Annotated in this window: 12 protein-coding genes and 1 pseudogene; all 13 read left to right on the top strand. The window is 33.1% G+C overall.

The genetic code is table 11. The features are described from left to right. Position 1: 1 nt before the first annotated feature. Positions 2-289: pseudogene (locus B5S50_RS08235) on the top strand (transcriptional repressor); the annotation flags it as partial. Further along, positions 259-714, top strand: coding sequence for a DUF134 domain-containing protein (locus B5S50_RS08230; protein ID WP_217303555.1), 456 nt, complete (start codon positions 259-261; stop codon positions 712-714). The pseudogene B5S50_RS08235 and the gene B5S50_RS08230, both read left to right, overlap by 31 nt. Before the next feature lie 88 nt (positions 715-802). Beyond that, positions 803-1150: a NifB/NifX family molybdenum-iron cluster-binding protein gene (locus B5S50_RS08225; RefSeq protein WP_065079741.1), complete on the top strand. Its 348-nt coding sequence runs from the start codon at positions 803-805 to the stop codon at positions 1148-1150. Between the two features lie 163 nt (positions 1151-1313). Then, entirely contained in the window at positions 1314-1661 is a 348-nt protein-coding gene (locus tag B5S50_RS08220) for a FlxA-like family protein (protein ID WP_217303554.1), read from the top strand. A 423-nt stretch (positions 1662-2084) separates the two neighbouring features. Next, the gene (locus B5S50_RS08215) at positions 2085-2495 is read left to right on the top strand and encodes a universal stress protein (protein ID WP_065079739.1); all 411 of its coding nucleotides are present in this window, start codon (positions 2085-2087) and stop codon (positions 2493-2495) included. 534 nt (positions 2496-3029) lie between these two features. Beyond that, positions 3030-4925 (top strand): anaerobic carbon-monoxide dehydrogenase catalytic subunit, encoded by a 1896-nt coding sequence (gene cooS / locus B5S50_RS08210; protein ID WP_217303553.1) that lies wholly within the window; start codon positions 3030-3032, stop codon positions 4923-4925. A gap of 298 nt (positions 4926-5223) precedes the next feature. After that, positions 5224-6000, top strand: a complete 777-nt coding sequence (locus tag B5S50_RS08205; protein WP_217303788.1) for an AAA family ATPase — start codon at positions 5224-5226, stop codon at positions 5998-6000. Beyond that, complete coding sequence (locus B5S50_RS08200; RefSeq protein WP_217303552.1) at positions 6001-7677, top strand: formate--tetrahydrofolate ligase; 1677 nt, start codon at positions 6001-6003, stop codon at positions 7675-7677. A 20-nt stretch (positions 7678-7697) separates the two neighbouring features. Further along, on the top strand, positions 7698-8330 hold the full coding sequence (locus tag B5S50_RS08195) for a cyclodeaminase/cyclohydrolase family protein (RefSeq protein WP_217303551.1): 633 nt from the start codon (positions 7698-7700) through the stop codon (positions 8328-8330). A gap of 102 nt (positions 8331-8432) precedes the next feature. Next, on the top strand, positions 8433-9287 hold the full coding sequence (locus B5S50_RS08190) for a bifunctional 5,10-methylenetetrahydrofolate dehydrogenase/5,10-methenyltetrahydrofolate cyclohydrolase (protein ID WP_065079736.1): 855 nt from the start codon (positions 8433-8435) through the stop codon (positions 9285-9287). A gap of 27 nt (positions 9288-9314) precedes the next feature. Continuing rightward, positions 9315-9965 carry a methylenetetrahydrofolate reductase C-terminal domain-containing protein gene (locus B5S50_RS08185; RefSeq protein WP_217303550.1) on the top strand — a complete coding sequence of 217 codons (651 nt, stop codon included), beginning with the start codon at positions 9315-9317 and terminating at the stop codon, positions 9963-9965. A gap of 23 nt (positions 9966-9988) precedes the next feature. Further along, on the top strand, positions 9989-10870 hold the full coding sequence (locus B5S50_RS08180; RefSeq protein WP_217303549.1) for a methylenetetrahydrofolate reductase: 882 nt from the start codon (positions 9989-9991) through the stop codon (positions 10868-10870). 34 nt (positions 10871-10904) lie between these two features. Next, on the top strand, positions 10905-12287 hold the full coding sequence (gene lpdA / locus B5S50_RS08175; RefSeq protein ID WP_217303548.1) for a dihydrolipoyl dehydrogenase: 1383 nt from the start codon (positions 10905-10907) through the stop codon (positions 12285-12287). Positions 12288-12398: the final 111 nt, after the last annotated feature.

The raw sequence follows: 12398 nt of genomic DNA, 5'->3' as shown, positions 1-12398 counted from the left end.
CTTTCATGAATTAAGAATAGTAAAATAAATAAGTATCAATAGAATAAGTTACTATGAAATGAAAATATTTAGTAGAAAACCCCTGCATATGCATTTTAAATGTTCTAATTGTAATAGTATAATTGATATAGATAGTCAAAGTTTAAACTTTGACTATCTGAGACTAAATAAAAAAGTAGAAGCAGAAAATGACTTAGAAATATATGATTTAAATATTATGTTTATAGGATTATGTAGTAAATGCAGGGAGGAGTTAAAATGCCAAGGCCAACAAAGTTTAGAAGAGTAGAGTTTTTCCCGGAAAATACTTATTTTGTACCCTGGGGAAAACATAAGTGTAAAATTGAGGAAATTGTTTTAAAGGTAGAAGAACTTGAGGCAATGAGGTTAAAGGATATTGAAGAATTAAATCAAGAAGAATGTGCTCAAAAAATGCAGGTATCCAGGCAAACCTTTCAAAACATCATAGATAGTGCCAGAAAAAAAGTAGCTGTTGCCTTAACAGAAGGAAATGCCATAAGAATAAATGGAGGTAACTATACTACAACCTACTGTAAATTTAAGTGTTTACATTGCGGTAATGTATATGAAATAAAATATGAGCAAGATAGATATACTTGTCCTATTTGTGGTTCAGAAGAAGTTATATGCAATAAAAAGGCGAAATTTTGTAGAAAATGGTGTAGAAATATAAAAAGTGATAATAACGTCTAATTGTGGAAAAACTATTTGAGAGTATTGCAAATAAGATTAAAAATGATATAATGAAAGTAGCATATGACAAAAATTGGAGGGAAAGTTTATGAAAATAGCATTACCTAATAACGGAAATATGGTTAACCAACATTTTGGTATGAGTCAGAGTTTTGTAATTGTAACTGTTGAGGACAACAAAATTGGAAATGTTGAAGAAGTATCTACAGTTCAATTAGCTCATCAACATGAGGGACTTGCAAATTTATTAGTAAAACATAATGTCGATTTAGTAATAACTGGAGGTATTGGTGGAGGAGCTTTGATGGGATTGCAACAGTGCGGTCTCAAAGTAATAAAAGGGGCATCTGGTGAATACAGAGATGTTGTTCAAAGTTATATTGACGGAAAATTAGAAGATAAAAATGAGCTTTGCAATCACCATTGTGAGCACTAAGCAAAAATAGAGTTTCTAAACGAAAGATCAACTTATACGTAAAAATATCCGGAGTATAAGTTGATTTTTTTGTTTAGAGACTTTTTAAGAAAAAATTAATGTTACCATATTAAACTTATCTAAGGAAGGGATATAAATAATAAAATTTCTAGGAGGTCTTAAAATGAGTATTTCATCAATTTCTTCTATATCAAAAGCTTCAATTTCAGTTTCAAGTTCAGTTTCAAGCAGCAGTGATGTAAGCGAGCTTGAAAAAGAGAAACAGTCTATCCAGCAGCAGATCCAGCAGGAAAATTCAAGTAAAGATGATGAAAAGACAAAACAAGCAAAGATCAAAGAACTTGAAGCACAGCTTCAGCAGATTCAGTCGCAGATTCAACAAAGTCAATCACAAAAAACGACACAAATCGATAACCAGCAAGTAAAATCACTGAAAAATGATACCGTTAATTCTAGTGGTACGAGTAGTAAAAATACTTCCAGTAATAATATACTTGATGCGTTTGCCTAATTTAAAAATTTTCATAACTCAACTTTCATAGTTTAAAAACTTTGCGAAGCAAAGCTTTTTGAGATGAGAGTTGAAAATTGAGAGTTGAGAGTGACGGTTGATTTTTAGCTATCGCAAAAAATCTTTAAACTTATATGAACCATCAATGTTTCGCTTTAGCGAAACGAGGCTTCAAAATTTAATTAAAGATTTTTTGTAGTGCAACGAAAAAAATCCACATTAACTCTCCACTTTCCACTCTCAATTCTCAACTAAGCAAATTGCTTCGCACTATTTTTATATTAAGTCAAAATTTTATATGTGCGAAAGTTGAGTCATAATCAATAGATTCAAATAAAATTTTATAAAAGCAGGAAAGATGAGTTCTAATATAGAATAACATAAGTATAAATATTTACTAAAGGTGTGAAAGAGGTGTTTGGTATGGCAAAAACTAAAATATTAATACCATTAGATGGAACTGACAGGAGCATGCATTCTCTTGACTTATTAAAAAAAATGTTTAAAAGAGATGAAGTAGAAGTTACAGTTATGAATATTTCAGAAATAGTTATAGTAAATGATATGGTGATTACGGATAAAGTTGATAGAGCACGTGAAACAGGGGAGATTGTTTTAGACAGGGCAGAAAAAGAACTTCAGGGATATACTGTAAATAAGTTTTTTGATTTTGGATATGCTGGAGATGAAATATTAAAAAAGGCTTCGCAGGATAATTTCGACATTATAATAATGACTAAGTCTACTAAAAAAGGGTTAGCTAGGATGGTTGGTTCTGTTACTAGTAAAGTTGTTAAAAATTCACCAAAGATAGTCATAATAGTTCCAGAATAGTTTAATTTTGAAATTGGAGCAAACTTCCAAATGTTTGTTAAATATATACCAAACTAGTATAGATATTTTTTAAATACTAGACTTAAACAGTAGAAATTTGCCTAAAAAATTTTTTGATTTTTTTAAAAAAATCCTTTTCAAGTTGTACGTTATTATGGTAATATGTAATTGAAGAAGTTATGTAATAATATTGTAAACGTTTCTTAAATTTTTTTACATCCATGTAATGCTTAAAAAACCAAAATATGTCACATGCAATTGTATATTTCAAATAATAATATTTATTTTCTTATTAAATTCACAAATAATTTATTAATAATATTAATAACCAAGATTATACTTAAATGGATGTTTATTTTTTAACATTTTTTATAGTAAATATATTTATTTTATGTAGTAAAAAGGTTATAATTATAATTGTATTTATTACAATTAATTAAAATAAAAAAATAGGGTTTTAGGTAAAATTAAGTTATTTTAAGAAGTAATTACAACAAAAATTGAAGTTATTTCTTTAAGGAGGGAATTATTAAAATGGAAGAAAAGGCAAAGTCAATTGATCAAGCTACTTTACAATTATTGGACAAGGCAAAAAAAGATGGGGTTGAAACTGCTTTAGATAGGAAAGCAGACATGAAGGTACAGTGTGGATTTGGGTCAGCAGGAGTTTGCTGTAGAAATTGCAGCATGGGTCCTTGTAGAGTAAGTCCAGTGCCAGGAAAAGGTGTAGAAAGAGGTATATGTGGTGCTACAGCAGATGTAATTGTATCTAGAAATTTTGCAAGAATGGTTGTAGGCGGAGCTGCTGCACATTCAGATCATGGTAGAAGTATAGCACTTAGCTTATACCACTCCAGTAAAGATGGAGATATAAAAGTTAAAGATGAAAAGAAATTGAAAGAAGTTGCAAAAATATATGATGTAGAAACTGAAGGAAGAGACATATATGATATAGCTCATGATGTAGCTAAAAGAGGACTAGATGATTATGGTAGACAAATGGGAGAAGTTAAACTTCCACCGTCCCTTCCACCAAAGAGAAAGGAAATATGGGATAAACTTGACATAGTTCCAAGGGCAATTGATAGAGAAATAGCTGCAGTTATGCACTCAACACATATAGGATGTAATGCAGATGCAGAAGCTATGATTAAAATGGCTATGAGATGTTCACTAGGTGATGGATGGTTAGGATCATATATGGCTACAGAATTTAGTGATATAATGTTTGGAACACCTAAGTCCATTGAGACAGAAGCAAATCTTGGAGTACTTGAAAAGAATTCTGTAAATGTAGTTTTACACGGACATGAACCTCTTCTTTCAGATATGATAGTAGAAGCAGCATCAGATCCAGAACTAGTTGAACTTGCTAAATCAGTAGGTGCTGATGGAATAAACTTATGCGGAATGTGCTGTACTGGAAATGAAGTTTCTATGAGACATGGTATTAAAATAGCAGGAAACTTTATGCAGCAGGAATTGGCTGTAGTTACAGGAGCAGTAGATGGACTTATAGTTGATGTACAGTGTATTATGCCAGCATTAGCAAAATTGACTAAGTCATATCATACTAAGTTTATAACGACTTCACCAAAGGCACATATCACAGATTCAACTTATATCGAATTTGATGAAGAACATCCACTTGATTCTGCTAAACAGATTTTAAAAGAAGCAATATTAAACTTTAAAAATAGAGATAACAGTAAAGTAATGATTCCTGAATTGAAATCAAAGGGAATTGTAGGATATAGTGTTGAAGAAGTAATAAACAAATTGGACAAAGTTGTTAATACACAAATAGGACCAATGCAAACTGTAAAGCCTTTGGCAGATGTTTTAGTATCAGGAGTATTAAGAGGTGCTGCAGGTGTAGTTGGTTGTAACAATCCTAAAGTTACTCATAATTCTGCACATATTGAGACCATAAAGGGATTAATAAAGAATGATGTAATAGTTGTTGCTACAGGTTGTGCAGCTCAAGCAGCAGCAGAATATGGATTAATGCAATTAGAAGCAGCAGAAAAATATGCAGGACCAGGACTAGCTACTGTATGTAAGCTTGTTGGTATACCACCAGTACTTCATATGGGTTCTTGTGTTGATATAAGCCGTATATTAGACTTAGTTGGTAGAGTAGCTAATTTCTTAGGTACAGATATGAGTGATCTTCCAGTTGTAGGTGTAGCACCAGAATGGATGTCAGAAAAAGCTGTTTCTATAGGTACTTATGTAGTAACTTCAGGTATAGATACTTGGCTTGGAGTAACACCTCCAGTAACAGGCGGTCCAGAAGTTGTAGATATTCTTACTAATAAGATGGAAGATTGGGTAGGAGCTAAATTCTTTATAGAAACAGATCCTCATAAAGCAGTTGAACAAATGGTTAATAGGATGAATGAAAAACGTAAAAAATTAGGTATCTAATAATAAAGACAAGCAATTGCCATGCCAAAGTTAAAATGGCTTAAAAGCTAATTTTAATTTTGCATGGCTCAATATGATATAAAAATATGTTCTCAAAATGATATGAAGTCAAGATTACATATCATTTTGAGAAGAATTTTAATTTATAGATGGTATAATGTAGAATAAAATTTATAATTTATCTACAAATACATAAATTATAAGGGAATATATTTGTAGATAAAAGTATATATTAAGTTTGTATTTTAAATAAATTATATAAAATGGTTGTTCAAAATGGGAGGGACTACATATGAAAATGAAAATGGCTATAACAGGTAAAGGTGGTGTAGGTAAAACTACATTTTCAGCGATAATGAGTAGAATATATGCAGAAGAAGGATATAATGTTTTAGCTGTGGATGCAGATCCTGATCCCAATTTGGCATTAGCATTAGGATTTCCAAAAGAGATATCAGATGAAATTGTTCCAATTTCAGAAATGAAAAAGTTAGTAGCAGAGAGAACAAGTTCTACTCCAGGATCTTTTGGAAAAATGTTTAAAATAAATCCTAAAGTTGATGATATACCAGAAAGATATTGCAAGGAATACAAAGGTGTAAGACTTTTAACTATGGGAACAGTTGATACAGGTGGAACAGGTTGTTTCTGCCCGGAAAATGTTTTGCTTAAAAAGCTCACGTCACATTTAATGCTCCAAAATAAAGACATCGTCATAATGGATATGGAAGCAGGTATTGAACATTTAGGAAGGGGAACAGCACAAGGTGTAGATGTATTTATTGTTGTTGTAGAACCTGGAATAAGAAGTATACAAACGTTCAAACATGTAAAAAAATTAGCTAAGGATATAGGAATAGAAAATATATTTGTGGTAGCAAATAAAATTAGAAATAAAAAGGACGAAGAATTTGTATTGGAAAATATAGATGAAAAAGAATGTCTTGGATTTATACATTATAGTGACACAGTTGGAAGTTCTGATAGAGTCAATCAATCTCCTTACGACTCCAATAAGGAAACCGTTGAGGAGGTAAAAAATATAAAACAAAAATTAGAGATGGGGGTATTTTAAATGACTTATAAATCAGATATTGAAATAGCTCAAGAATGCACAATGAAGGACATTAAGGAAGTTGCAAAAAAACTAAATATTTCCGAAGATGATATTGAGTTGTATGGTAAATACAAAGCAAAGGTAAATTACAACTTGTTAAAAACTACACCTAGTAAGAATGGAAAACTTATATTATGTACAGCTATAAACCCAACACCTGCTGGAGAAGGAAAAACTACTACAGCAATAGGTGTAGCAGATGCATTAAATAGAATGGGAAAATCCGTTGTCGTTGCACTTAGAGAACCATCTATGGGACCTGTATTTGGTATAAAAGGTGGAGCTGCCGGCGGTGGATATGCTCAAGTAGTACCTATGGAAGACATAAACCTACACTTTACAGGAGATATACATGCACTCACAGCTGCTAACAATTTACTTGCAGCAATGATAGACAATCATATATATCAAGGCAACAAACTTAACATAGACCCAAGAAGAATTGCTTGGAGAAGATGTGTAGACATGAACGATAGACAGCTTAGGTTTGTAGTTGATGGATTAGGTGGAAAAGCTAATGGTACACCTAGAGAAGATGGATTTGATATAACAGTTGCTTCAGAAATAATGGCTATATTCTGTTTATCAACTGATATAATTGATTTAAAGAATAGAATTGCTAAAATAGTTATAGGATATACTAGAGATGGCAAACCTGTAACAGCTCATGATTTAAAAGCTGAAGGAGCTATGGCAGCACTTCTTAAAGATGCATTAAAACCAAATCTAGTTCAAACTCTTGAAGGAACACCAGCATTTGTACATGGCGGACCATTTGCAAATATAGCACATGGATGTAACTCAATAATGGCTACTAGAATGGCTCTTCACTTTGGTGAATATGTAGTTACGGAGGCAGGTTTCGGTGCTGACCTAGGTGCTGAAAAATTCTTAGATATCAAGTGCAGAATGGCAGGATTAAAACCAGATGCAGTAATAATAGTTGCTACAGTTAGAGCATTAAAATACAATGGTGGAGTTCCAAAGGCTGACTTAAATAATGAAAACTTAGAAGCTCTTGAAAAAGGAATTCCAAATCTATTAAAACATGTAGAGAATATAACTAAGGTATATAAATTACCAGCAGTAGTTGCATTAAATGCATTCCCTACAGATACACAGGCAGAATTAAAATTAGTAGAAGATAAATGTAAAGAATTAGGCGTAAATGTAAAATTATCAGAAGTTTGGGCTAAAGGCGGCGAAGGTGGAATGGAAGTTGCTGAAGAAGTGCTTAGACTTATAAAAGAAGAGAAAAATGACTTCCAGTTTGCTTATGATGAAAAGTTACCAATCAGAGATAAAATAAGAGCAGTAGCTCAAAAGATATATGGTGCTGATGATGTTACTTTCACAAGTCAGGCAGATAAAGAAATTAATGAGCTTGAAAAATTGGGATTCGATAAAACTCCAGTATGTATAGCAAAGACTCAATACTCATTAACTGATGACCAGACTAAACTTGGAAGACCAACAGGATTTAACATTACAGTAAGACAGGTTACAATTTCTGCTGGAGCAGGTTTTGTAGTTGCAGTAACTGGTTCAATAATGAAGATGCCAGGTCTTGGAAAAGTTCCGTCTGCTGAAAAAATAGATGTAGATGAAAATGGAGTAATAAGCGGATTATTCTAAAACATTTAGGAGGAAACAATATGAAATTAGCAGATAAAAGCTGCACAGATTTTATAGAAGTTCTTGCATCTAAAGCTGCAACTCCTGGTGGAGGTGGGGGATCAGCTATTACAGGTGCTATAGGAATGGCACTTGGAGGCATGGTATGTAACCTTACAATAGGAAAGAAAAAGTATGCACAGTATGATGAAAAGGTAAAGGGCATACTTAAAAGGGCTTATGAGCTTCAAGCAGAACTTTTAAAGATGGTGGACGCAGATGCAGAGTGCTTTTTACCTCTTTCAAAGGCTTATGGAATGCCGAAAGACACTGACGAGCAGAAAAAATTAAAGGAAGAGACTTTAGAAAAGTGTCTAAAGCAAGCATGCAGTGTTCCAGTAAGCATTGTTAAACAAGCTTATGAAGCAATAAAACTCCACGAGGCACTTGTAGATAACTGCTCCAAACTTGCAATAAGTGATGTTGGTGTAGGAGTTCAGTGTCTAAGAGCTGCTATTATTGGAGCACAGCTTAATGTCATAATCAATATAAATTCTATTAAAGATCAGGAATATGTTAAAAAGGTAAAAGCAGAGACGGAACCTTTAGTTGAAGAAGGCATTAAGATTGCAGATAAGGTATATGAAAAAGTAGTTAGTGCACTTTCCAAATAAAATTATTATTCTCCAGAAGAAATCTTAATTTCTTCTGGAGGCACTTGTAAATTAGTTTAGTATGGTACAGATAGCTAATTTTAATATGAAGGAGATATAAGTATGGGTCAAATAATTAAAGGTAAACCAGTGGCAGATGCTATAAGTGAAGCTTTAACTAAAGAAGTTAATGATTTAAAGGTAAAGGGTATTACTCCAAAACTTACATTAGTAAGAGTTGGAGCAAACGGAAGTGACCTTGCTTATGAAAAAGGAGCTCTAAAAAAGTGCGAAAAAATTGGAATAGAGGCAGTTGTTAAAGAGCTACCAGCAGATATATCACAAGACAAGTTTATTGAAGAATTGAAAAAAATAAATGCGGACAAGACTGTAAATGCAATAATGGTATTCAGACCATTTCCTAAGCAATTAGATGAAAGCGTTATAAAATATATAATCGCCCCTGAAAAAGATGTAGATTGCTTTAGTCCTGTAAATGTTGCTAAATTGATGGAAAAAGATATGACAGGATTTGCACCTTGTACACCATCTGCTGTTATAGAAATCCTTAAGCATTATAAAGTTCCTATGAAGGGAAAGAATGCAGTTATAGTAGGAAGATCTATGGTAGTTGGAAAACCAGCGTGCATGCTCCTATTAAATGAAAATGCTACAGTTACCGTATGTCATTCAAAAACTACTGATATGCCAAAGGTTTGTTCCCAGGCAGACATATTGGTAGTAGGCATAGGAAAAGCTAAAATGATAGATTCAAAATATGTAAAAGATGGTGCCGTAGTTATAGATGTAGGCATAAATGTAGATGAAAGTGGAAAGCTATGTGGAGATGTAGATACAGAAGACTGTGAATCAAAAGCTTCAATGATAACACCTGTTCCTAAAGGAGTAGGCTCTGTTACATCATCTATACTTGCACAGCATATTGTAAAGGCCTGTAAGTTACAAAATAACCTATAAACCTGTGAAATAAATGGAGGAATAAATATGATTATTTCAGAAAAAAAATCTTTTGATGAATTATTGGATTACCTTAAAGACAGTGAAAAAGTAATAATCACAGGATGTTCTTTGTGTGCAACTACTTGTAAAGTAGGTGGAGAAGAAGAAATATTAGAAATGAAAGCCAAGTTAGAAAAACAAGGTAAAAAAGTTTTAGGATATAAAATACTTGACCCTTCATGCAATCTTTTAAAAACAAGGAAAGATTTAAAGTCCTTAAAGGCTGAATTAAAAGAGGCAGATGCAGTAGTATCCCTATCTTGTGGAGATGGAACTCAAACTGTAGCCAAGTTAGTAAAAATCCCCGTTTACCCAGGCAATAATACTATGTTTATAGGTGAAGTAGAAAGAGTTGGCCAATATGCAGAAGCTTGTAAAGCTTGTGGAAACTGCCAGCTTGGATGGACAGGGGGAATATGTCCAATTACAATGTGTGCAAAGGGACTTTTGAATGGACCTTGTGGTGGTGCAAGAGATGGTAAATGTGAAGTTGATCCTGAAAATGATTGTGCTTGGATATTAATATACAATAAATTAAAAGAACTAGGACAACTTGATAATCTAAAAGAATTAAGAAAACCAAGAGATTATCAAATAAATGCACATCCTAGAAAAATAAATTTAAATGCTAAGTAGTAATCAGAAGGGGGATTAAAAAAATGAGCTTATTGAAGGAAGCTTTTGAAAAGGGAGAATTTGCAGTTACAGCTGAAATGGCACCTCCAAAGGGAACGGATCTTTCTCATTTAGTTGAATGTGCCAAAAAGATAAAAGGAAGAGTTCATGGAGTTAATGTAACGGATTTTCAGTCTGCTACATTAAAGGCTACGTCTTTAGCTACTTGTAAAGTACTAAAAGATGCAGGATTAGAACCTGTATTTCAAATAACAGGAAGAGATAGAAATAGAATAGCAATTCAAGGAGAATTGTTATCTGCAGGTGTTTTTGGAATTGAAAATGTTTTAGCTCTTACTGGAGATTATACTGCTACAGGAGATCACCCTGGTGCAAAACCAGTTTATGATCTAGATAGTGTTGGAATATTACAGGTGGCAAGCATTTTAAATAGCGGAAAAGATATGGGTGGAACTGATTTAAAAGGGAAACCAGATTTCTTTTTAGGGGGCTGTGTTACACCTAGATATGATCCGTTAGAGCTTCAAGTTATAAAAATGAACAAGAAAATTAAAGCTGGAGCTAAATTCTTTCAAACTCAAGCTGTTTATGATATGGAAACTTTAAAGAAATTCAAAGAAGAAACTAAGGCTCAAGGTATAGATGCTAAAGTTATGGTAGGCATAATACCTTTAAAGTCAGCTGGCATGGCTAAATACATGAATAAAAACGTACCTGGTATATTCGTACCTGATGAACTTATAAATAGGATGAAGAATGCTGAGGATAAAGTTCAAGAAGGCATAAAGATAGCAGGAGAATTTATAAAGGCTGTAAAAGAATCAGGACTTTGCGATGGAGTTCATATAATGGCAATTGGTGCGGAAGAAAATGTGCCATTAATATTGGACGAAGCAGGATTATAAAAATATAGGATTAAAAAATAAGGGGCGATTAGGAATGAAATTAGTTGTAATTGGTGGAGGACCAGGAGGATATGTAGCTGCACTGCAAGCTGCAATTTTAGGAGCAGATGTTACTGTAGTTGAGAAGAAAGCTGTAGGAGGAACTTGCTTAAATGTAGGATGTATACCTACAAAAGCACTGCTTGCTTCCACAGATGTTTTAAGTGTAATAAAAGGAGCATCAAAATTTGGAATTAATGTTGAAGGTGAAGCAAAACCTGATTTTGATGCAATTATGAAGAGAAAAGATAAAGTAGTAGATCAACTTGTAAAAGGCATAGAATATATGTTTGAACATAGAGGGGTAAAGCTTATAAGGGGAACAGGAAAACTTATAAGCAATAAAGAGGTAGAGGTTACAAAGCAGGATGGATCTAAAGAATCCATAACGGCAGATAAAATTATACTTGCTACTGGTTCTGTACCTGTTACACCTGGAGTATTCAAGTATGATGGTAAAAAGGTTATAACTTCAGATGAAGTTTTGAATTTAGAGAAACTTCCAAAGTCAATGATACTAGTTGGTGGAGGTCCTATAGGATGTGAAATAGGATTCTTCTTAAATAGTATGGGAGTAGAAGTTAAGGTAGTTGAAGCTCTTCCACATCTTGCACCACTTGAAGATGAAGATGTTGCAAAACAACTTCAGAGAATTTTCAAACAGCATAAGATTAAATACTTTGTAGGCGATGGTATAACTAGTGTAGAAGTTAAAGGTGATACGGTAACTGCTACATTGGGAAGCGGAAAAGTTTTAGAGGCTGAAACACTTCTCATAGCAGTTGGAAGAAGAGCTTATGCTGAAGGTTTAGGTTTGGATGATATTGGTATTAAGAAAGATCAAAAAGGAAGAATAATTGTAAATGAATATTTAGAAACTAATGTAGAGGGAGTTTATGCAATAGGTGATTTAATTCCTACTGCTGCTCTTGCACATGTAGCTGAAAGAGAAGGTATTGTAGCTGTTCAAAATGCAGTTTTAGATAAAAAGAAGAAGATGAGTTACAAAGCAGTACCTGGTTGTACATTTGTAGAACCAGAAATAGCTTCTGTAGGTATGAAAGAGAAAGATGCTGAAAAAGCAGGAATCCAGTACAAGGTTGGAAAATTTGACTTTAGGGGGCTTGGAAAAGCTCAAGCTATGGGTAAATTACAAGGATTTGTAAAGATTATTACAGACGAAAAGGACGTAATAATTGGAGCTGCTATTGTAGGTGATAGAGCAACAGATATGATTTCAGAATTAGGTGTTGCTTGTGAGCTTGGTTTAACAGCAGAACGAGTTGGTGAAGTTATTCATCCACATCCGACTTTGTCTGAGGCAATGATGGAAGCTCTTCATGATGTACACAAACAATGTGTTCATTCTGTTGATTAAATTGTTTAATGTGTATAGGGCTATCTTGCCCTATACATATAATATATAATTAAAGATGTTTTCTACATAAGAGGCATAAAATTTATAATAGGCTTTTTATAAGTAATCTGA

This window comes from Clostridium sp. 001 (assembly GCF_019056555.1).
Taxonomy (GTDB): domain Bacteria; phylum Bacillota; class Clostridia; order Clostridiales; family Clostridiaceae; genus Clostridium_B; species Clostridium_B ragsdalei.
Note: the sequence above shows the minus strand (reverse complement) of the source record. Positions and strands in the feature narration are given on the sequence as shown.

What these genes read in the sequence shown, in the direction of transcription:
- B5S50_RS08230 (WP_217303555.1), top strand. Translation starts at nt 259, where the DNA reads ATGCCAAGGCCAACAAAGTTTAGAAGAGTAGAGTTTTTCCCGGAAAAT.
- B5S50_RS08225 (WP_065079741.1), top strand. Translation starts at nt 803, where the DNA reads ATGAAAATAGCATTACCTAATAACGGAAATATGGTTAACCAACATTTT.
- B5S50_RS08220 (WP_217303554.1), top strand. Translation starts at nt 1,314, where the DNA reads ATGAGTATTTCATCAATTTCTTCTATATCAAAAGCTTCAATTTCAGTT.
- B5S50_RS08215 (WP_065079739.1), top strand. Translation starts at nt 2,085, where the DNA reads ATGGCAAAAACTAAAATATTAATACCATTAGATGGAACTGACAGGAGC.
- cooS (WP_217303553.1), top strand. Translation starts at nt 3,030, where the DNA reads ATGGAAGAAAAGGCAAAGTCAATTGATCAAGCTACTTTACAATTATTG.
- B5S50_RS08205 (WP_217303788.1), top strand. Translation starts at nt 5,224, where the DNA reads ATGAAAATGGCTATAACAGGTAAAGGTGGTGTAGGTAAAACTACATTT.
- B5S50_RS08200 (WP_217303552.1), top strand. Translation starts at nt 6,001, where the DNA reads ATGACTTATAAATCAGATATTGAAATAGCTCAAGAATGCACAATGAAG.
- B5S50_RS08195 (WP_217303551.1), top strand. Translation starts at nt 7,698, where the DNA reads ATGAAATTAGCAGATAAAAGCTGCACAGATTTTATAGAAGTTCTTGCA.
- B5S50_RS08190 (WP_065079736.1), top strand. Translation starts at nt 8,433, where the DNA reads ATGGGTCAAATAATTAAAGGTAAACCAGTGGCAGATGCTATAAGTGAA.
- B5S50_RS08185 (WP_217303550.1), top strand. Translation starts at nt 9,315, where the DNA reads ATGATTATTTCAGAAAAAAAATCTTTTGATGAATTATTGGATTACCTT.
- B5S50_RS08180 (WP_217303549.1), top strand. Translation starts at nt 9,989, where the DNA reads ATGAGCTTATTGAAGGAAGCTTTTGAAAAGGGAGAATTTGCAGTTACA.
- lpdA (WP_217303548.1), top strand. Translation starts at nt 10,905, where the DNA reads ATGAAATTAGTTGTAATTGGTGGAGGACCAGGAGGATATGTAGCTGCA.